The following is a 20,452-nucleotide window of genomic DNA, read 5'->3' as shown; positions in this document are numbered from 1 at the left end:
TAAGGACATCTCTCGGCAAAGCCGGTAAACATCGCTTACCGGCTAATAAAAATTGGCTTTAGAGCCCGGCTTTAAAGCCGGTTATTTTCCATGTGGTAAAAACGGAATCAAAGATTGAGCAACCGCATGAATAGGCATTGTCTGTATAATTATTTTTCCGGGACCGGTAACTTTTGTGTTAAATAAACCCTCTCCGCCGAAAAGGATATTTTTTACACCCTTTATCATCTCTACTTCCATCTTACAGGTTTCTTCCATTGCTGCAAGATATCCCGTATCTAAAAGCATTGTTTCTCCGGCACCCAAAGTATACTCTACTGCAGAACCGTCAATCTCAAGAAAAACCGTTCCATTTCCTGAAAGTTTTTGCATTATAAAACCTTCGCCTCCGAAAAAGCCTGCTCCCAGTTTTTTCTGAAAGTAAATCGAAAGGTCAACACCTTCAGTTGAAGCTAAAAAAGCGGTTTTTTGTGCAATCAGGGACGAGCCCGAAGTGATTTCAAATGCTTTTATAGCACCGGGGAACCTTGAGGCAAAAGATATTTCCCCGTCGGTATTTGCCGTATATTTATTTAAAAATAAACTTTCTCCCGAAAACATCCTTCCGAGAGCTTTACCGACTCCGCCGGCAGATGTTTCCATAGAAATCCCGGAACTCATCCAAGCCATTCCGCCTGATTGAGTTATCATCTTTTCTCCTGCTCTAAGTTTACAAACAACGGCGGGAAAAGCATCTCCAATAATTTTGTATTCCATAAAATACCCCTAAAAAAATAAGATAAGAATACCTGCAAAAATTCACATTTTTGCAGGCTGTCATAAACCTCTAAAACGGCTCCAAGCGGAGCCGTATAAAACTACTTGGATTTTTTTGCAGTCTTCTTCTTGGCAGAAGAAGCTTTTTTAGCTGATGCAGGCTTTGCCTTTACAGCTTTTTTTTCGGGTGCCTGCTTTTTTGCGGCCGATTTAGGTGCTGCAGAAGAAGGCTTTCTCGAAACATGAGCTTTAGGCTCAAGCTTTATCCCGGCTTTTTCCGCATTCTCCAACTCAGCCTGTGCAATCGAAAGGAGGGCAATAGGTACGGAATATGACGAACATGAAACATAGTCCAGTCCGGCATCCATACAGAAGCGTACGTTTTCGGGACGGGCACCGTGTTCACCGCAAAGACCGAGATGCAAATCGGGTCTGGTAAGTTTTCCTCGCTGAATTGCAATTTCGATTAAGTCCCTTACCCTGCTGTCAAGCACGGCAAATGGGTTTCCGTCGATAAGGTCGTACATGGTGTAGTCCGGCATAAAGCTGTTAAAATCGTCGCGTGAAAGGCCTAAAGTAGTCTGAGTCAAGTCATTTGTTCCAAAAGAGAAGAACTGTGCATACTTTGCAATTTCATCGGCACTTAGGGCAGAAGCCGGAAGCTCGATCATAGTTCCAACCTTGTAATCAAGGTCTCCGCCTTTTACGGCAGCCTTAACCTCTTCAGCAATAGCATCAATACCTAAATAAGTATGGCCCTCAATCTTCTTTCCGTAAATAATTTGCTTTAATTCTCTAAAGTTCATTATAAGAGGAATCATAATTTCAGGTTTTACATCTACTTTTTCTTTTTTAAGCTTGTATGCGGCTTCAAAAATAGCCCTTATCTGCATAGCATAAATTTCAGGATAGCTTATGGCAATTCGACAGCCCCTGTGACCAAGCATAGGGTTGATTTCGGAAAGTTTTTCGATTTCCGCAGTTAAATCCTTTTTGCTTACTTTCTTCTTTTGAGCCGTCAAGTATTTTACAAAGCCGTCAAGCTCAAGGTCATTATGAGGCAGGAATTCGTGGAGAGGAGCATCCAACAATCGGATAGTAACCTCTTTGCCGTTCATAGCCTTAAAGATTCCGTAGAAATCTTCCGTTTGTACTTTTTGAAGTTTATCAAGCACCTTTTTTCTTTCAGCTTCGCTTGGAGCTAAAATCATTTCGCGGAAGGTATTTATTCTCTTTTCATTAAAGAACATGTGTTCGGTTCGGCAAAGACCTATACCCTCAGCACCGAAATCCAAAGCAAGCTGAGCATCACGAGGACTGTCGGCATTGGCTCTTACATGGAAATTGGACAGGAAGCTTTTTGCAAGGCCTATAAAGTCCAAAAGACCTGATGTTTCGGGATCGGGCTCAATCAGTTTTGCTTCACCGAAATAAACCGTAGAGTCTCCGTAATAAGGAACATTGAGCGTAATATAATCGCCTTCATTTATTGTAACACCTTCAATAACGGCCTTGTTTCCGCTTATTTTCATATCGGGGCGTACAAGAGATATTTTACCGTACTGTCGGGCAACAACGGAAGCATGGGCCGAATAGCCGCCTTCGTTCGATATAACACCTGTAGAAACCTCTATGCCCTTTACGTCTCCTGCATAGGTTGCAGGCATACATAGAATGCATCTTGTGTCCAGCCCCTGAAGTTTTGCAGCTCTTTGAGCTTCGATAAGGGAATCGGCAGTAAAATAGACTCTGCCCACTGCGGCTCCCGGAGCACCGGCTATACCGCCCTTTGATGATTTCATACCCTTTGTACTCATGATGTCTATAACGGGGTGGAGAATCTCATTCAACTGACCGGGCTTAACGGCACGGACAACGTACTCGGCATCTACTATCTTTCTGTTGTATAAATCCAGCAAAATCTGAACCATTGAGATGGTACTCTTAGCTTCAACCGATTTTTGTTCGATAAGCCAGAGTCTTCCGGCCTCGATTGTAAAGCGAATATTGCGGATATCCTTTGTATAATCTTCAAGCTGCCATGCAATCTGCTGGAGATGCTTTAGGTATTCAGGCTTGATGGAGTTAATATCTTTACCTTCGGCATTTACCTCATTGAATTTTTCGGCAAAGAACTGACCTTGTAATTTCTTCTCACCGTTTACAATATTTCGGCTAAAGAAAGAACCGGAATATGAGTCTTTACTGTAATTTCCATAAACCATGGGCTGAATCAAAAGAGCCACATCATGATCCGAATCTTCTTCAAGGGTTAAAAGACGGGCGATAAGGCGGATTGACTCTTCAAGCTGAACTTTACAATCATCAAAAAAATGTTTAGGTAAAAACTTGGAATATTTATCCATGATGGCTCCCGGTTTTAAACCGATTTTACCCATCTTCATTGATTCTTTTATGTCATGCAAGGCTTTTTCCAAATCTTTAACTTTTTGTTCATTTTTTTCCAACTCTTCGATTTTTAGCACAACTGTTAAAATTCCGTTAAGCAAAAACAGAACTTCATTTGCAGCAAAATCTTCGCCTACATTCTCTTGAAATCCTATTACAGTATCCTTGGTAAGGCCGAAGTTATGCAGGGTGGGATAGCTTGTAATAAGCATATTGGGCGAAATAACTAATTTTAAAAGCAACGGAGAGCCGGCGTCGCCGTATGTTTTTTTTACTTCTGAGCCGAATTTGCTTAAATAGGGAGAAATTTCGGAATATATCTTTATATCGCCCAGATCCTGCGCCACAGAAGCATCAATTATAATACCCGGCAAGATTGGAAGCTTTAGTTCTGCAAATTCGTTTGCCTGTCTTCCTCGGATACCCAATAAATTCTTGTCAACTTTTTTACCGACGATTTCTTTACTATTAAAAAAGTGTATATTGTTTGAAATTTTCATTTTTTACTCCTTAAAATAGATTTAATACGGTATCCGGAGATCCGCGCAAAAATGCTTCAAACATGGGACTGGCTCCCTGCCTAAAATATTTTGACAACTTTGAAAGGTCGTTAATTTCTGCTGCAGAAACGGCAAATTGGATTGTACTTCCGTGTTTAACCTTTCCCCACTTAAATAAGGTATTTATATCTACAATACGCTCTCCGTCATAGTATACCATAACTTCGGCATCTTGGTATTTTGCAGTATAACTTCGTATAATTCTCTTCCATGCTTCAACATTTCCATTATGGAAGAGCTCGTTTGAAACAGGAACAGAAACAAGCTGCGACATCTTTTTAGGTCCTGTGGCCACGGCAGATGGGCGCTCCAAATGTGAAGGAACGGAACTTGCCTGAACCTTAACAGGAGCCGAAGCAGCCTTATTTTTTTTACCGGGCTTTTTGGTAACAGCCTTTTTAACTTTTACAGGAGCAGCTTTTTTCGGTTCAACATATACAAAGGGACCTGCTTTTACGGATGCAGGAACCGAGCAAGCTTTCTTTTCAAATAGTTTATGAATAGCAGAAATAACGGAATCGGCAAGACCGGCATCAACAGAGCCCCTGTCTTGTTTTCCGACAAATATTAGGAGAAGCTCATTTTTTCTAAATCCCTGAATAACTTGGGCAGCAGCAGGATTTTTCGGGTTTATAACGATAAAACCCAAATCCGGATGATCATAGCCGAAAACCAAATCAATACCGGACCATTTGGCAACCTCAGCAACAAAAGAGGAGGCATCATCCAAAATAAATTTCAAATTTTCAGATACAACTTTATAATTCCATTTATCAAGCAGAGAAACCGAAAGAATGGATCTAACCTGCTCCGGCTTTATCGTCTGTTCTCTTATCATAAGATTTATCTTGTCCGCAATATTTTCTTTGGGATCACAATCCTCTAAAATTTCTATAACAGACTGAATATGTTTAACGGAAACATTAAAATCAGTCTTTTTAGCAAGCGGAACAAAAAAATTAGTCATATTAACCATAATTACTCCTTTTTTTAAACAAAAGCCCCCGAAACGGGGTTGTTCCAGGGGCTTAATTTTGAATCAGTTAAGCTCTAAAATCCTAATTAAATTTCTTTAATTCCTGACTTAGCCTTTCGTCGGCCTCGTCCTGCATCAACAGAGCCTGTCTTTCTTGCCTTAGAGGCACTCTTTTTGGGTCCTCTGCGTTTAGCCGGAGAGCTTACAGACTCGGCTGCAGGAGCTGCAATGGCGGGAGTGCTGTTCAGCATATCGATAAACTGAGAGCGGCCTGCAGCTCCACTGGCTTTGGGATCATCATCTTCGGCAGCAGCAAAGCTCTGTGCAATGTCGGCACGAACTGTGGATCGTCGGCGGCTGAACGAAGCAAATGCTGCGTCGGCAAAGCCCTTTGATACACCGTGCAAGAATTCGTTGAGCACGTTGGCCATTCCGTCCAATGTAGCCTTCTTTCTCTTGATAGATGTAATATCGATATCAAGCAAGAGACCGGGTTGGATATGGAAGGGGTTGATTAAATAATCGAATTTGTTGAATTCTGCTTCTATAAACGAAAGTCTGTCTTCGATAACGCGTCTTTCGATAGGATATTGATAATCATACAAATCCTTCATTCTCTTGCGCATGATAATAAGCTTCTTGCGGAGCTTGTCTTTTTCGTAGACATAGGTTCTGTTCATCTTTTCAACTTCAGTTTCCGGAGCTTTAACAAAGGAGATTTCATCCCAAACCTTAGCGGTATCTTCGTATACGGGCTCACCGGACGGATCCTTGTACTTTCGTTTGATGAATTTCCTGTAATTTGCAGCCAAATCGTTAAAGTCTGTGATTTTGGTCATAAACTTGGATTTGTCGTATGTAGTGCGTACTACATCCCACAAGTGCTGAATTTCAGTTTCGAAAGAGCTCATCATTACTTCATAAGCCTGTCGCTCTGCGAGCAACTGAGCATTGTCATAATACTTGAGGCGGATTTGATACCTTTCATCAGGAAGGTTGGCGATATCGGTGTCATCATATTCTCGCAAGATAAGCTCACGGGCATTCTTTAAGTTTTCGATATACTGATATCCCATCTTTGAGGTATCAAGGATTGAGGTAATCGAGTTGATAGCCGTATTAAATCCGCGGTTTCTGATGTTTTCAAGGTCGATGATCTTTTTAATGTTTTCTCTGATATTAAGCTGATCAAAGGTCTCAGGATCGATTTCAGCTCTTAAGTTATTGATTCTTTCCATGAGTTTCTTTGATACTACATCGTATCTCTTGCTCTTGGGATTCTCAACATCATCATCAGTAATACCATCTACCTTATCGATTTTTGCGAAAATGATTTCGCCGTCAGACAATTCATCCAATCCCTGATCAATTCTCTTGTCCTTTATCTTCTCAATTTCCTTGTCAATTACATCCATATAGTGATTTGACAAGAGGTCTTTGATAAGATATTCGACTGTTGATTGATATTGGAAGATCGGGCTGATAAGTTCCGTATCAAGAATGTTTACGGAAAGCTTAACATCGGTTACAGTCTTTGGTTTGTAGAGGTTGTCTTTAAATGCACACTTTACGATTGAGTATGCGTTTTCACCTCGAACGAAGGCACCTACGTCCGTCTTCTGCCTTAACAATGAGTTTGTTAAGGTTTCCAAATCATTAACACCGCGCTGTACGTGACCCTGTAAGTGACCGTACATGTTTACAATCGATTTTTCGATTTCGCCTGTGTTAAACTTGTCAGCACCGCCAACTGCATCAAGAAGGGTAGCGATTTCTTTCGGAGTATAGCGGTCTAAAACCTTCATTTCTTCCCGATCGATAAATCCTCGAACCTTTTTGAGCATTTCATCTTCAGCCGTTACCATGTATCGGTTGAACATGTTCTGGTAGTTCTGGTTAAAGTAGTTATACAGCTTTTCCTTAACGCCGCCCATTACGTCCAATCTTTCAAGGACTTCTTTGGGAAGCTTTGTGGTCAAGTGGTGTAACACTTTATTTGTTTCTTCTTCAATCAGCTGATTAACTTCTTTCTGCTGATCTCGATAGTCTTGAGCCAATGAGTTTCTCGAACCGACAGCGCTGGGCTTCTCGGGATGGAATACATTCGGGCTCTGTGGTAGATCTAAATTTGCCATTCCTAACTCTCCTTACTTTTAGCAATTTTGTTAATTACAATATATATCACTATTATATAATTATAAACATATTTTGCATAATGTAAAGAGTTTTTATTTAAAGTTGATGATTTTTTTTCAAATATGTTATATAATAGTGTATATAAAGCATAAAAAAGGAGTATTTATGAAAATTAAAAAGGTTATTTTTATATTTTTGCTTTTAGCGGGAGTTTTATTTAATTTAAATGCAGGCGAAAGAACAATGCCTGTTGACATGATTATTATGATTGACAAGTCATTATCCATGGAGGATCCGGGAAAATTTGAGAGCTTAAAACGATGGGTTCTTGATGAATTGATAGACCAAATTATCATCACCGGCGATTGGATAAGCATTTATCAGTTTTATGAAAGTCCCGAACATTTGATTTCAATTGAAATAAAAAGCAAAGAAGACACCAACAAGATAATCAAAACGGTAAATAAAATAAGCCCGAACGGAAGGTTTACCGATGTAGGAAGAGCTCTGGATAAAATACAGGAAGCCGTAAACCAAAGAGGCGAAAACGGAAGGTATAAGGTTCTTTTTATGTTGACGGATCTGGAACAAGATGCTCCTATAACCTCAAAATACAGCGGTAAACAAAAAAAGTTTTCAAGTCCTTATTTAGTTGAGTCAAGAATTATAAAACACGATAATTGGTATGAAATTACTGTTGATATGGGACTTGATGAGAGGGTTGTAAAAACAAGCAAGGCCCTTTTTTCAGATATAATAAAAAATAACGATAAAGAGAGGGTTCAATCCGACGAAAATACAGCCTTAATCAAAAAAGATAATCCGTAACCATACGTAACCATAATTGCAAATAAGGATTTAAACAAAGTATGTTCAAACAGATAATGTATGCTATCTCGGCTCTTATTATTTTGATTGTGTTAAGCTTTTTAATTTATTTAAAGTTTATACGGTCAAATACAAAAGGTGAAGAAAAAATTGTTACACAAACAATAATTCCCATAGTTTCTTCACAAATCGATAATGAAAATAAAAAAACCGAAAATTATTCCGCGAATACTGAAACAAGAATATTCTTGGAATTATCCAATGATGAAACCTTTGTTGATGCTATTTCGGATGATTTAAATGAAGACGGTGTAGAAGACCAAATTATTGCCGTAAAAAAACTATTGGATCCTTTTTTATACCTGATCATTTCAATTCAAAATCCGATAACTCAAAAATGGGAGAGGGTTGAAGAAATAAGAACAACGATCACACAACCTAAGTCTCTTACATTCTACATTATGAATTTGACGCAAGATCCCAAATCCCTTATTTATTCCGGAATGACATCGGATAACAGGCAGGCCTTATCCATACATACTATCAAAAAGGACAAAGGCGGAAATGTTGAGCTTGCCCAAATAGCCGACTTACATGCGGATATGCAGATTCAGATCAAAGAAATTGAAACTCAAGACGAAGTCCCTGTTAGCCTATCTTCATATCGTATATACACTTACGACTCCGACCCGGCGGCCCCCAACACTCTAAACCAAATTGAGACCGAATATACATGGAATGTGAAGACAAAAAAATATGAAGAAGGTTTAAAAAAGACAATTCCGGGTGAAAAAATAGAAATTCAGCTTTTAAGAAAACTTCAAAGCGGAAATATGGAATCCTTTATAGATTTTTTGTCCGGATTATGGTTTCAAGAAGAAGGGAATAAAGAAACAGGCAGAAGTGTTTATTTTGATAAAAACGACAGTCATATTATTTTTAATTTAGACAATGTTGAAGAAATCTATGAAATAAAAACAACCTTGCCTCGAAGGTACGGTTTATTTTTTACAACAAACAATAAGTCGATTCCGAATATAATAAGAAGAGTCGAAATTGAAATTAAGGGACTTGATGAAATACAGGTGCGTGTAATAGAAGACGTTTTAAGAATTAAATTCGGAACCGCATCTCTTTGGAACGGAAAGTATAAAAAAAATACAAATTTACTTTTAAATAACACAAACGAAAAAGAAAGCAATGCGGAAAAAGCAAAAAGAATTTTATCAAAATCTTCAAATCGGTGGAAATCGGCAAATAACGTTTTTTTAGACCTTTTAGGAAATTCTTATACACTTCAACAATCTGAAGATATTGAAAAAGGTTATTTTAACATATTGGAAATAAACGAAAAAATCATAATGCAAATGAAATCCGAAAAAAACACAACTAAATTTTATCTGCTTGAAATAAGTGAAAAGAAAAATATGCAGCGGATGGTTTTAACAAAAATTAAGTTGAGTATAAATGATGCAATACCTACAGGTGATGAACCCATTGTCTTTGAAAGAGAATGAGTATCGGCCCTTTTGACAATTAGAGTAAAAATCATTATAATAAATTCAGAGTATTTAAGTTTTTTGGAGATTAAATTATGAAAATAAGGTTTTTGCTTTTTATAGTTTTAATTGTGAATATATCGTTAATTTCGTGCGGTATAGAAGTAGAAGTTGAAGATGTTAAAGGCTCAAGACTTGAATATTTAAATTCCGATTCAAATAAAGATTCTATATTGGTAATTGATGTCAGGCCCTATGATAAATATAAACAAGGTCATCTTTCACACGCTATAAATATACCTTTAAACGAAATAAAAAACCGCCTAAGAGAAATAACCGATTGGAAAGACAAACCGGTATATGTATATTCCGAAACTAACGATGAAAGTTTTAAAGCAGCAGAGATATTGGTAGGAAACAGATTTTCTCAAATTTATAACGCAGAAGGAGTTAATCAATATAATTATAAAACCGTCACTTATAACTCTGTAAGGGGAATAGTTTTTGAAGAGATGCTAAAAGACCCCGATGCTTTAATCCTTGACTGCAGAACCAAATCGTTTTATGACATAGGACACATAGAAGGAGCCATATCGTTCCCCATATTTGAAATAGAAAATAATCTTGACAAAATACCGGACAAAAATAAAAAATTGCTTTTATATTGTAATGTAGGTACGGCATCTTCAAGAGCAGCCTATGAACTGTCAAATCTGGGCTACACGAAAATCTATAACTCTATTGACGGAGTTGCCGAATATCCTTTTAAGCTTGTAAGAGAAGAAGAAGAAGATAAAAATTAATTTTATATAAGGTGCAAAATGTATTGCCCTAAAATGATTTTATCCTCTTGAAAGTTTCATTACTTATGTATAAAATACAGGTATGGGTATAAAATCATTTAAAGGCGGAGTGCATCCGCCCGAGCGAAAGGCGGTCTCACCTAGCGACAGCGTCATTAGGGTATTACCGTCAAATAAATCAGTTTGGATTCCTATTACGCAGGGAGGCATGCCTAATACACCTCTTGTAAGCGTAGGGGATTTGGTTGCCAGAGGGCAAAAGATAGCCGAAACCGATAAATTTATGTCGGCTCCCGTCCATTCCTCCGTTTCAGGAAAGGTAAAAAAGATAGAACCTCATCTTGTAACCGGAAATACGGAAAATCTTTGTTTTTTAATCGAAATAGATGAAGAAAATAGGGAAGAATTTATGCCTCCCCTTGACCCTTTTACATGCACAAAGGAAGAAGCTCTTAAAAGAGTACGGGATGCAGGCATTACGGGCATGGGAGGAGCATCATTTCCTACTCATGTAAAATTAAGCCCTCCTCCCGATGCAAAAATCGAGTATGTAATAGCAAACGGAGCGGAATGTGAACCCTATCTTTGCACGGATGCCGCTACGATTTTTAGCGATTCGGATAGCATTGTAGACGGACTTGCAATAACTATGCGTATAGTAGGCGCAAAACAAGGAATTATAGCCCTTGAAGACAATAAAAAAGATTTGGTTCCGGTTTTGGAAAAGGCTATTTCAAAAATTAAAGCAAATCCGATTGCCGCAGGTGCTTACGATATAAGCGTTCAACTTTGTAAAACAAAATATCCGCAGGGCGGAGAAAAAACTCTTACGGATGCAGTCGTAAACAGGGAAATCCCTTCAGGAGGCCTTCCCTTCCAAATAGGCTGCGTTATCCAAAACGTAGGAACCTTAAAAGCGATATCCGAAGCCTTCCGTTTGGGTAAACCCCTTATCGACAGAGCCTTAACCATAGGCGGCGGGGCCTGCGAAAAGCCCTTAAACGTAATAGCCCCTATAGGAACCTGCGTCGGGGACCTTATTCCAAGCGTAGTTTCCCTTAAACCGGGAGTCGTAAAAATAATCTCAGGCGGCCCGATGATGGGCTTTGCCATGAAAAATGCAGACTTCCCTATTCAAAAAAATACCTCAGGTGTACTTTTTTTAACAAAGGAAGAAATTTCCTTAGAAGAAGAAAGCCCATGTATAGGTTGCGGTAAGTGTATTGACGTATGCAGCTGTCACCTTTCTCCCGTTTTAATCGTTAGAGCATTAAATGCCGGAAATACCGAAGAAGCTATCCGCTGCGGTCTTTTAGACTGTGTAGAATGCGGAACCTGCGCTTATACCTGCCCTGCCCGCATTAAACTCGTTCAAAGAGTTAAGATTGGTAAGCAGATAGCAAGGGAAGAAAAGCAAAAAAGAGATGCCAAAGCTGCAGCGAAGGCCGCAGCAGCAGAAAAAAAAGCAGCTGAAGCTCAAAAACAAGAGCCTGAGGCTAAAAAAACCGAAGAAGGAGGCAAATAATGGCAGAATCCGATAAAAACGAAATTTTTATGTCTCCGGCTCCCCATGTTGTAACACCGGTCAAGACTCAAACCTTAATGCTGGATGTAATTATAGCCCTGCTGCCTTTAACAGCCTATGGAATCTATCTTTTTTCGATACCTGCATTAGTTAGAATCATAGTTTCGGTTCTTTGCTGTGTAGGATTTGAAAGCTTATTTAGAAAAATATGCAGGCTGGATATAAGAGTAAAAGACCTTTCAGCCGTTATTACAGGCCTTCTGCTTGCCCTTGTAATTCCGCCGAATCTTCCGATATGGATGCTTATCCTAGGCTGTTTTTTTGCAATAGTTGTAGCCAAGGAATTTTTCGGGGGACTTGGTGCAAACGTATTTAACCCTGCCTTGGTAGGAAGAGCCTTTATGTTTGCAAGCTTTTCGGGAGCAATGACAAGCTGGATACAACCCGGGAACTCCATCTTTGATGCAGTGAGCACGGCAACACCTTTAAAGCTCATAAACGCAAAAGAAGGCATTGCACTGAGTGCATCCGAAATAGCCAAAACTTTAAATTTGAGTTCAAGCACTGACCTTTATACTCAGCTTATTTTGGGAAACCATGCGGGCTGTATAGGCGAAACAAGCATACTCCTAATTCTTTTAGGTTTTGCATATCTCCTCTTTAAAAAGGTCATCGACTGGAAAACGCCCGTTACTATGATGTTAACAGCAGTCGTAATTACCTCAATCGCAGGTATAAACCCTATTTTAACCCTGACTTCGGGAGGTTTAGCCTTCGGAGCCGTCTTTATGGCAACCGATTATGTAACAAGCCCCGTAACTCCAAAAGGTAAACTCCTTTTCGGTGCAGGCTGCGGCCTTATAACCGGCCTTATCCGCTTATTTTCAGGTATGCCCGAAGGTGTTATGTACAGTATTCTTATAATGAATGCCGTAGTTCCGTTTTTAAACAAAATTATACCCGTAAAATACGGCTATGTAAAACCGCCCAAAAAGAACAAGGAGGCTGCAAAATGAAACAGATGATAAAGTTAGCCCTTACCCTTTCAGCCTATGCGGTTATAGCATGTTTAGCCCTTGCGGCAGTTTACAACTTTACGGCTCCGCGAATTGCTGAAGTAAAGATAGAAAAGACAAACAGGGCATTAAAAGCCGTTTTTCCTGAAGCTGAAGACTTTAAAGAAATAAGCGCGGAAATCCCCGAAGGCTTAAATAAAACCACGTTTTTAAATGCTTATACGGCAATAAAAAACGGAAAAACCGTAGGCCTTACCATAACCGCTAAGGGGCCCACCTATGCAAGTGCAACCATATTGATAGCCATGGACCTAAACAAGACAATACGCAAGATAGAATTCTTAGAGCTTACCGATACACCCAGCTTAGGAAGCAAGGCTGCGGACGAGCCCTTTGCCGGACAGTTTAACGGAAAGGCTCTTGATTCGGCCTTTGAAGTAAATGCCGATATAAATGCAATCGGAGGAGCTACAATAACCTCGAGGGGTGTTGCAGCCATCGTGAAAGATGCTTCCGTTACGGCAATAGAATATATGGCCAAAAATAACTTGGAGGAGGGAAAATAAATGAAAAATTTAAGCATTTTCACAAACGGAATTATCCGAAACAATCCCCTTTTGGTTTTAATGATAGGCCTCTGTTCTTCTCTGGCTGTTACAACAAATATCCTAAACGGCCTTGGAATGGGACTTGCAATGACCTTTGTTATCGTTATGAGCGAGTTAATCATAAGTATTTTTAGAAAACTAATTCCTCAGGACATAAGAATTCCGGTTTTTATCATAGTAATAGCCTCTTTTACGACCATTGTAGACCTATTGATGCAGGCCTATACCCCTGCCCTAGCGGATGCAATGGGACTTTTTATTAAGCTGATCGTTGTAAACTGTATTATTATGGGAAGAGTCGAATCCTTTGCTTCAAAAGAAAGCCCCGGAAAATCCGTTTTAGACGCTCTGGGAATGGGAGTCGGCTATACGATAGTTCTTGTGCTTATTTCGGCTATAAGAGAAATCTTAGGCTCGGGATCCTTGGCTGGAAACGTCTTTATACCCGAAGCCTATCATATACGCTTTTTTGCAAATGCACCCGGCGGCTTTTTTGTATTCGGTATTATGATTTCGATAAACCTCTTTGCAAAAAAGCTTTTAGAAAGACCTAAGAAAAAAATTCAAAGTTCGCCTGCTCCGCAAACCGAGCCGGAAGCTAAAAAAGAGGAGGAGTAAAAAATGCCCGAAACACTTAGTATTTTTCTTTCTGCAATCCTTGTAAAAAACGTAGTTTTAATGCGCTTTTTAGCCCTTTGCCCCTTTATAGGAATGTCCTCCGACGTAAAAAAATCGGTAGGCATGGGCTGGGCCGTACTCTTCGTTACTCTTTTGGCCACAGCCGTAACCTATCCCATATACAATTACGTATTGATAGGAAACCTCGAATTCCTTCAGACCCTTATCTTTATCTTGGTAATTGCAAGCTTGGTTCAGCTGGTAGAATTCTATCTAAAAAAAGCGGCTCCTGCCCTTTACAGCTCGATGGGGGTTTATTTGGCCCTGATTACGACAAACTGTGCAATCCTTGCAGTTACAATCGATGCCATTGATGAAGGCTATACCTTTGTACAAGCCCTTGTTCATGCTGCAGGTTCAGCTTTCGGCTTTATGATTTCGCTCTTGCTTTTGGCAGGCTTAAGACAAAGAATAGATAATGCCCCTGTTCCGAAATTCTTAAAAGGAACGCCCATTCTCTTTATTGCTGCAGCCCTTCTATCCATGGCATTTGAAGGTTTCAAAGGACTGATTTAACCGCTGAAAAATGTACGTCCTTGTACATTTTTCAGCTTCGAGTATTTTTGCTTCGCAAAAAACTCGTAAGTTTAAACCACCGGCATCCGTGCCGGTTGTGAAATTTACGCCCTTGTACATTTTTCAGCTTCGAGTATTTTTGCTTCGCAAAAAACTCGTAAGTTTAAACCACCGGCATCCGTGCCGGTTGTGAAATTTACGCCCTTTTATATTTTTCAGAGCCTCACGGCCGGCAAGCCACACGGAAGCCGAGAGCGTCGCCCTTCCCATAAGGGGTGCTGTAGTTTCGAAGACCTACAGTGCAGAACTTCGCCTCACAGTTCCAACGGCCGCCGCGTACAACACGGCCGGGGCCCGACGTAGCACCTTGAGGATCAGAAACCTCTCCTGCTACTATGCTGGCATACCAATCAAAACACAATTCCAAGACATTTCCTGACATGTCATGTAAACCGAGAGCATTCTTCCGTTTTTTTCCTACAGGATTGGTTTTACTACCTGAATTACCAGAATACCATGCAACCTCTCCCGTTTCAGCCGTGTCCCACTTGTCTGTTGCTCCGCTTGCACTGTACAGTTTGGTCAGCCATACATCGCCGTATTGAACCGCATTTGTTTCTACACTTCCCTGCCAGCGGGCAGCATACTCCCATTCGGCTTCGGTTGGAAGGCGAAAGCCTCTTTTCTTCATATCGGCATAGGCAGCATCGCAAGCAGCCCCGGCTGAGTCCCTTGAGTCTTTTAATACGGTAGAATCGCTTTTGCGGTATACGCATTCATTTTCATCCATCTTCATTTCCGTATAAGCATTACACCACACAATGCAGTCCCGCCAGCTTACTTTAGTTACAGGTTGTTCTTTGTCATTTCCGGTTCCGGAACTGCCTTTTGTCCCCGGATGAGCAAACTGATACCCTTTTCCAGTAGCCCAATCATAGACTTCTTTCCAAAGTTTATAGGTTACCTCTGTCTTGCCCAGCTTGTAGGGGCTTAATTTTACTTTGCGGCCGGCAATAAATACGCCCTTCCACTTAGCTTCATTTCCGGGTAAGGTAGCGGGGTCAGGCTCAACGCCTGCGATGCCGTTTGCAGGCGGGATTATTTTTACAAAGTCGCCTGCATCTTCAAAAGAGCCTAGATCGGGCTTTACTGTATCATCCTCAACCAACATCTTTTTTAAAAAAGGGTTTGTACAAGATAAAACCGATACCAAAAGTACCGCTAAAAATATAACTAAAGTCTTTTTCATATTCTAAATCCTCCGCTTATTCCGGCGGCCCATATTACAGGATAACCGCCTCTTATGTAGGGCTCTATAAAAAAGTTTTTTACTGTAAAGCGGTAGCCGAACGCCGCTTCCCCCAAACCGAACACAAAGGGTTTTGAAGCCTTGCGGTTCCAGCCTAAGGAAAGGCCCCCTTCCGCTTGGAAAAAAAAGCCCGAATCTACTTTTTTTAATTTTTCAAAGTCATAAAAATTCCAACGGAACAAAAGCGCCGTATCAAGCAGACTATATCTTTTAAATCCAGTCGAATACAAAAGCTTTGCTCCGGCCGAAAACCTGCCGACCTTTACCCAATCAGGCAGAACAACCATTCCGTAAAGCCCCGTGCCCAAGGCACAGTCTTTCGGCACATTCATATTTCCTTCAAGCAAAAGCCCCAAAGACCAATGAAGCCGGTCTTTTTGCATCTTAGGCTCCTCATTCGTTTCTTGAGCAAAAAGAAATAAACCTCTTAAAAATACCATAACAAAGAGTGCTGCTTTTATGCAATTCTTTTTCATACTATAAATATATCAAACAAAAAAACTTAAAGTCAAGGGTCAAAATATCAATTTTGTTAAATTTGTAGAATAATTAGTTTAAGTATAAAAAACTATCAATCAAATTAGTCACATAAATTCGTCACAAATTTTTTATAATTTACTCTTTTTTCGATACAGCATAATATTAACACCTACGAACAGGCAAAATCCGTAAGGTTTGATGTTTTAGTGCAGACAGAAAAAGGTAAATTTTATGATGTTGAAATGCAGGTAAGCAATGAACGAAATATACCTAAAAGAATGAGGTTTTACCAAGCAGCCATTGATATTTCGTTCTTGGATAAAGGCAATTCCTATAATAACTTAAACGATAGCTTTATAATTTTTATTCGTGCGGAGGTTTTAATACCTCGACGCTCTGCGTCGTAACAAATGGTATTAAAACCGACTGCAACCACCTTATGAGAACAACAACCCCGATGCTCTGCGTCGGGGTTGTTGATTTGTACTTTTGATGCTATAGGCAAAAATAGATCTGTTTATACCTTTGAAAATACCTGTGTTGAAGATAAAAATATATCTTTACACGATGGAACAAAAAAGGTTATAATAAACGCAGAAGCCTTTAATGATACTAAAAATAAGGAATTAAAGGAATTTTTAGAATACCTTAAAACAGGTAAAGCAAAGAGTAAATTTACAAGGAGGATAGACGCTATGATACAAACAATAAAAAATAATGAACAAGCAAGACAGGAATACAGATTAATGTCTACTTTTGAAATGGATGCTATGGATAGAGGAGCTTATAAAACTAAGAGAGAAACAGCTATACTTATGAAACAGCGAGGCTATCCAACTTCTGAAATTTTGTTAATGACAGGCCTTCCCAAATCAGAAATAGAAAAACTGTAATTTTTTACTTTAACATAGTAGATGTTTATCGTAATTATACCGCACTTACAGCATTTTTGTAGGGGAACGCATTGCCTTGAATTCCATATTCTGATATAATCTTCAATACATCAGAATAAGGAGCTTAGAATATGAAAAAAGCGGAAGCATTGATGAAGTTCATCGACAAAAGCCCATCGGTTTACCATGCAATAAAAAATGCAGGCGAATTTTTAGAAGCAAAGGGCTTTGTTCATTTAAACAGAGAAGACACATTTGAGTTAAAGCCTCAAGGAAGATATTTTGTAACAAATAATGGAAGCGCTTTAATAGCATGGCAAATGCCTAAATCGGGCAATGCCGAAAACGGCTTTAGGATTGTAGGAAGCCACAGCGATTCTCCTACTTTCCGCATAAAACCCAATCCCGAAATTAAAGTAAACAATCACTATTTAAAACTAAACACCGAAGGTTACGGAGGGGTAATCCTTTCAACATGGTTTGACAGACCCCTTTCGGCTGCAGGAAGGGTTATCATAAAAACCGGCGATCTTTTAAAACCTGAAGTAAAACTTATCAACTTCGATAAAAACCTTTTAACAATTCCGAGCCTTGCCATTCACATGAATAGGGAGATAAACGACGGCTATAAATTCAACAAGCAAAAAGATACCCTCCCTCTAATCGCTTTAATAAACGAAAAACTTGAAGAAAAGGGCTTTTTGATGAACCTTATCGCCGAAGAAGCCGGAGTAACGGTTGATAAGATTTTGGACTTTGACCTCTACCTCTATGACAGACAGCCCGGCTGCTTTATCGGAGCAAACGATGAGTTCTTTTCTGTAGGAAGAATAGATAACCTTGGAATGGCCTGTGCATCCATCGATGCCCTAGGCGATGCCCTCCCTTCAAATTTTGTGCAGGTTGCCGCTATCTTTGACAACGAAGAAGTCGGCTCAAGGACAGCCCAAGGAGCGGGCAGCCCCTTCCTCCACGATACCTTGCAAAGAATAATCGTAAGCACCTCAAAGGGAAATGCTTTTGAAGAATTGCAAAAAGCCTTGGCTAAATCCTTTTTAATCTCTGCGGATCAGGCACATGCCCTTCATCCCAACTATACGGAAAAAAACGATATTACAAACTTCCCGCTTATGAACAAGGGACCCGCAATTAAGGTAGCCGCTTCTATGAGCTATACTACAGACGGTATATCGGCTGCAATCTTTAGGGATATCTGTGCAAGGGCGAAAGTTCCATGCCAAAACTTCGTAAACCGCTCCGATATGGCCGGCGGCTCGACGATAGGCCCGATTTCCGTTTCTAACCTTAACATAAAGAGTGTCGATATAGGAAACCCCATATTGGGTATGCATTCGGTGCGGGAATTGGGAGGCACCGAAGATCAGGAATATATTACAAAGGCCTTTGCAGAATTTTACAAATAAGAGTTTTACAAGAAAATGTATAGATTTTCCGATTATGATGTAATAGTCGTAGGAGCAGGACATGCAGGCATTGAAGCCGCCCTAGCTTCCGCCAGAATGGGGGAAGCTGTCCTCTTGATTACCCAGACTCTCGACAGCGCGGGCCGCCTTTCATGCAATCCTTCGATAGGCGGCATCTCCAAGGGAAACATAGTCCGCGAGATAGATGCCCTCGGCGGCGAAATGGGGAAGCTCGCAGATGCCTCGATGATTCAGTACAGGCTCTTAAACAAGAGCCGAGGGCCGGCAGTTCAGGCGCCAAGGGTTCAAGCCGACAAATTCCTTTATTCTCAACTGGCAAAGCACGCAATAGAGCTTGAAAAGAACCTCCATGTTTTTCAGGACACCGTTATCGATATAGTTTCTTCAAACACAAATGAGTCGGGCTATGTAGAAAAGGGAAGTGTTCAATATGTAAAAACGGAAAGAGGAAGAGAATTTTCGGCTAAGGCAGTAGTCCTTGCAACCGGTACCTTTATGGAAGGCAAGATTTACATAGGCGAATACGAATCTCCCGACGGAAGGCTTGGCGAAAGAGCTGCCATAGGTCTCGGCCCCGCCCTTGCAAAGAAAGGCTTTACCGTGGGCAGGCTTAAAACTGGAACGCCCATGCGTATCCTCCGCCGCTCCTTTGATTCTTCCCTTACCGAAGAGCAGGAAGCCGATGAGATTATGCGGCCATTTTCTTTTTCAAATGCGGAAATACACAGGCCTTATGCAAAATGCTATATAACTCATACCAATCAGGAAACCCACGATATAATAAGAGAGAACCTTCACAGGGCAGCCCTTTTTTCGGGCAAAATCACAGGGACGGGAGCCCGCTACTGTCCCTCCATCGAAGATAAGATTAAAAAATTCCCCGAAAGGGACCGCCACCATGTCTACATAGAACCGGAAGGCTTAAACACGGAAGAGCTTTATATAAACGGGCTTTCTTCCTCGCTTCCAGAAGACGTGCAGGACAGAATGATAAGAACCATCCCCTGCTTTAAGGATGTAATAATTACCCGTCCCGCCTATGCCGTAGACTATGCCTATGTTTCGCCGATCCAGCTTTCATCGGATCTGCAGACACGGCGGATTGAAGGCCTCTTTTTGGCAGGACAGATAAACGGAACTTCAGGCTATGAAGAAGCCGGAGGCCAAGGCATAATAGCCGGTATAAACGCAGCCCTTTTTTCGCGCTCTCTAAAATTTAAAGACGAAAAATATGTTCCATTTGTGCTAAAGAGGGATGAGGCCTACATAGGCGTTATGATAGACGACCTTGTAACTCAGGGAGTGGATGAGCCTTACCGAATGTTTACGGCCCGTGCAGAGTACAGACTGAACCTGAGGCATGACACGGCCGATGAAAGGCTTACGGAAAGGGCTTATCAGATAGGCCTTCAAACCAAGGAGGCTTCAAACCGCCTAAAGGAAAAACTTTTAACCAGAGAAAAAATAATATCGCTATGGAAGGATATAAAGATTACGAGGGACCTCATTGCAAAAAATCCCGAACTTAAAAACCATATCGGGAAGAGTCTTGCCGATGCCCTCCATGACCCTCAGGTTTCCCTTGAATGTATATGTGCAATAGATGAAAATTCTAAGGATTACAGTGCAGAACTTTTAGAATCGGCCGAGCTTGAAATAAGGTATGAACACTACATAGCCGTTCAAAACAGGAAGATAGCCAAGGTGAAACGTATGGAAAACACTAAAATCCCTGCTGACTTTGACTATGATGCCGTTTCGGGTCTCTCTACCGAATCGCGAACCCGCCTAAAAGAAGTACGCCCCGAAACCATAGGTCAAGCAAGCCGAATTAGGGGGATTAGGCCTTCGGATATTATGTTACTATCCATACTCTTATAAACAATTTAGGGGAGGAAGGACAACCCGACAGAACAGGTTTTCCTTCCTCCCCTAAAACCCCTACTTCCTTTTCCTCGCGCTGCTTAGGGCTCTGCCCTAAGAACCCGGACTATTGTGCAATGTTTAAATACGTT

16 protein-coding genes and 2 pseudogenes are annotated in these 20,452 nt (G+C 40.5%); 12 read left to right on the top strand and 6 right to left on the bottom strand.

Annotation, left to right across the window (positions count from 1 at the left end; all coding sequences use genetic code 11):
* Positions 1–81 precede the first annotated feature (81 nt).
* The 4 genes from TDE_RS04080 to cfpA form a co-directional block, all read right to left on the bottom strand.
* Entirely contained in the window at positions 82–756 is a 675-nt protein-coding gene (locus tag TDE_RS04080; RefSeq protein ID WP_002670138.1) for a TIGR00266 family protein, read from the bottom strand.
* 101 nt (positions 757–857) lie between these two features.
* Positions 858–3,665, bottom strand: coding sequence for a putative PEP-binding protein (locus TDE_RS04070; protein ID WP_002682103.1), 2,808 nt, complete (start codon positions 3,663–3,665; stop codon positions 858–860).
* 10 nt (positions 3,666–3,675) lie between these two features.
* Complete coding sequence (locus tag TDE_RS04065) at positions 3,676–4,701, bottom strand: hypothetical protein (RefSeq protein WP_002682102.1); 1,026 nt, start codon at positions 4,699–4,701, stop codon at positions 3,676–3,678.
* An 86-nt stretch (positions 4,702–4,787) separates the two neighbouring features.
* Positions 4,788–6,836 carry a cytoplasmic filament protein CfpA gene (cfpA, locus tag TDE_RS04060; protein WP_002672116.1) on the bottom strand — a complete coding sequence of 683 codons (2,049 nt, stop codon included), beginning with the start codon at positions 6,834–6,836 and terminating at the stop codon, positions 4,788–4,790.
* 166 nt (positions 6,837–7,002) lie between these two features.
* Between cfpA and TDE_RS04055 the strand changes: the two genes are divergently transcribed.
* The 8 genes from TDE_RS04055 (at position 7,003) to TDE_RS04020 (ending at position 14,310) form a co-directional block, all read left to right on the top strand.
* Entirely contained in the window at positions 7,003–7,665 is a 663-nt protein-coding gene (locus TDE_RS04055; protein ID WP_002670133.1) for a vWA domain-containing protein, read from the top strand.
* A 41-nt stretch (positions 7,666–7,706) separates the two neighbouring features.
* On the top strand, positions 7,707–9,182 hold the full coding sequence (locus TDE_RS04050) for a pallilysin-related adhesin (RefSeq protein WP_002682100.1): 1,476 nt from the start codon (positions 7,707–7,709) through the stop codon (positions 9,180–9,182).
* Positions 9,183–9,259: 77 nt separating this feature from the next.
* Entirely contained in the window at positions 9,260–9,967 is a 708-nt protein-coding gene (locus tag TDE_RS04045; protein WP_002682098.1) for a rhodanese-like domain-containing protein, read from the top strand.
* A gap of 82 nt (positions 9,968–10,049) precedes the next feature.
* Positions 10,050–11,492 carry an electron transport complex subunit RsxC gene (rsxC, locus tag TDE_RS04040; RefSeq protein WP_002682097.1) on the top strand — a complete coding sequence of 481 codons (1,443 nt, stop codon included), beginning with the start codon at positions 10,050–10,052 and terminating at the stop codon, positions 11,490–11,492.
* Positions 11,492–12,508: an RnfABCDGE type electron transport complex subunit D gene (locus TDE_RS04035; RefSeq protein ID WP_002685644.1), complete on the top strand. Its 1,017-nt coding sequence runs from the start codon at positions 11,492–11,494 to the stop codon at positions 12,506–12,508. Before rsxC ends, TDE_RS04035 begins: the two co-directional genes overlap by 1 nt.
* On the top strand, positions 12,505–13,074 hold the full coding sequence (locus tag TDE_RS04030) for an FMN-binding protein (protein WP_002670122.1): 570 nt from the start codon (positions 12,505–12,507) through the stop codon (positions 13,072–13,074). The genes TDE_RS04035 and TDE_RS04030 overlap by 4 nt, the downstream gene beginning before the upstream one ends.
* Complete coding sequence (gene rsxE / locus TDE_RS04025; protein WP_002670120.1) at positions 13,075–13,734, top strand: electron transport complex subunit RsxE; 660 nt, start codon at positions 13,075–13,077, stop codon at positions 13,732–13,734.
* Positions 13,735–13,737: 3 nt separating this feature from the next.
* Positions 13,738–14,310 (top strand): electron transport complex protein RnfA, encoded by a 573-nt coding sequence (locus TDE_RS04020; protein ID WP_002670118.1) that lies wholly within the window; start codon positions 13,738–13,740, stop codon positions 14,308–14,310.
* 223 nt (positions 14,311–14,533) lie between these two features.
* Here TDE_RS04020 and TDE_RS04015 read toward each other — a convergent pair whose 3' ends face one another.
* Complete coding sequence (locus TDE_RS04015; RefSeq protein WP_002682092.1) at positions 14,534–15,559, bottom strand: formylglycine-generating enzyme family protein; 1,026 nt, start codon at positions 15,557–15,559, stop codon at positions 14,534–14,536.
* Positions 15,556–16,095, bottom strand: coding sequence for a hypothetical protein (locus TDE_RS04010; RefSeq protein WP_193328954.1), 540 nt, complete (start codon positions 16,093–16,095; stop codon positions 15,556–15,558). The genes TDE_RS04015 and TDE_RS04010 overlap by 4 nt, the downstream gene beginning before the upstream one ends.
* Before the next feature lie 141 nt (positions 16,096–16,236).
* Between TDE_RS04010 and TDE_RS04005 the strand changes: the two are divergent.
* The 4 genes and pseudogenes from TDE_RS04005 to mnmG all read left to right on the top strand — a co-directional run.
* Positions 16,237–16,464 (top strand): annotated as a pseudogene (locus TDE_RS04005) (Rpn family recombination-promoting nuclease/putative transposase); the annotation flags it as partial.
* 114 nt (positions 16,465–16,578) lie between these two features.
* Positions 16,579–16,992 (top strand): annotated as a pseudogene (locus TDE_RS04000) (hypothetical protein); the annotation flags it as partial.
* 131 nt (positions 16,993–17,123) lie between these two features.
* The gene (locus TDE_RS03995; protein WP_002682090.1) at positions 17,124–18,416 is read left to right on the top strand and encodes a M18 family aminopeptidase; all 1,293 of its coding nucleotides are present in this window, start codon (positions 17,124–17,126) and stop codon (positions 18,414–18,416) included.
* 15 nt (positions 18,417–18,431) lie between these two features.
* Positions 18,432–20,318, top strand: coding sequence for a tRNA uridine-5-carboxymethylaminomethyl(34) synthesis enzyme MnmG (mnmG, locus tag TDE_RS03990; protein WP_002682089.1), 1,887 nt, complete (start codon positions 18,432–18,434; stop codon positions 20,316–20,318).
* The last annotated feature ends 134 nt before the right edge of the window (positions 20,319–20,452 follow it).

Source organism: Treponema denticola ATCC 35405, assembly GCF_000008185.1.
Classification (GTDB): Bacteria; Spirochaetota; Spirochaetia; order Treponematales; family Treponemataceae; genus Treponema_B; species Treponema_B denticola.
This window is presented reverse-complemented; position numbering and strand designations above follow the sequence as displayed.

Bases quoted from the DNA above. Each gene is read 5' to 3' on its own strand.
- TDE_RS04065 (WP_002682102.1), bottom strand. From the start codon at position 4,701: ATGGTTAATATGACTAATTTTTTTGTTCCGCTTGCTAAAAAGACTGAT.
- TDE_RS03995 (WP_002682090.1), top strand. From the start codon at position 17,124: ATGAAAAAAGCGGAAGCATTGATGAAGTTCATCGACAAAAGCCCATCG.
- TDE_RS04050 (WP_002682100.1), top strand. From the start codon at position 7,707: ATGTTCAAACAGATAATGTATGCTATCTCGGCTCTTATTATTTTGATT.
- TDE_RS04070 (WP_002682103.1), bottom strand. From the start codon at position 3,665: ATGAAAATTTCAAACAATATACACTTTTTTAATAGTAAAGAAATCGTC.
- mnmG (WP_002682089.1), top strand. From the start codon at position 18,432: ATGTATAGATTTTCCGATTATGATGTAATAGTCGTAGGAGCAGGACAT.
- cfpA (WP_002672116.1), bottom strand. From the start codon at position 6,836: ATGGCAAATTTAGATCTACCACAGAGCCCGAATGTATTCCATCCCGAG.
- TDE_RS04010 (WP_193328954.1), bottom strand. From the start codon at position 16,095: ATGAAAAAGAATTGCATAAAAGCAGCACTCTTTGTTATGGTATTTTTA.
- TDE_RS04080 (WP_002670138.1), bottom strand. From the start codon at position 756: ATGGAATACAAAATTATTGGAGATGCTTTTCCCGCCGTTGTTTGTAAA.
- TDE_RS04020 (WP_002670118.1), top strand. From the start codon at position 13,738: ATGCCCGAAACACTTAGTATTTTTCTTTCTGCAATCCTTGTAAAAAAC.
- TDE_RS04055 (WP_002670133.1), top strand. From the start codon at position 7,003: ATGAAAATTAAAAAGGTTATTTTTATATTTTTGCTTTTAGCGGGAGTT.
- rsxC (WP_002682097.1), top strand. From the start codon at position 10,050: ATGGGTATAAAATCATTTAAAGGCGGAGTGCATCCGCCCGAGCGAAAG.
- TDE_RS04035 (WP_002685644.1), top strand. From the start codon at position 11,492: ATGGCAGAATCCGATAAAAACGAAATTTTTATGTCTCCGGCTCCCCAT.
- TDE_RS04045 (WP_002682098.1), top strand. From the start codon at position 9,260: ATGAAAATAAGGTTTTTGCTTTTTATAGTTTTAATTGTGAATATATCG.
- TDE_RS04015 (WP_002682092.1), bottom strand. From the start codon at position 15,559: ATGAAAAAGACTTTAGTTATATTTTTAGCGGTACTTTTGGTATCGGTT.
- TDE_RS04030 (WP_002670122.1), top strand. From the start codon at position 12,505: ATGAAACAGATGATAAAGTTAGCCCTTACCCTTTCAGCCTATGCGGTT.
- rsxE (WP_002670120.1), top strand. From the start codon at position 13,075: ATGAAAAATTTAAGCATTTTCACAAACGGAATTATCCGAAACAATCCC.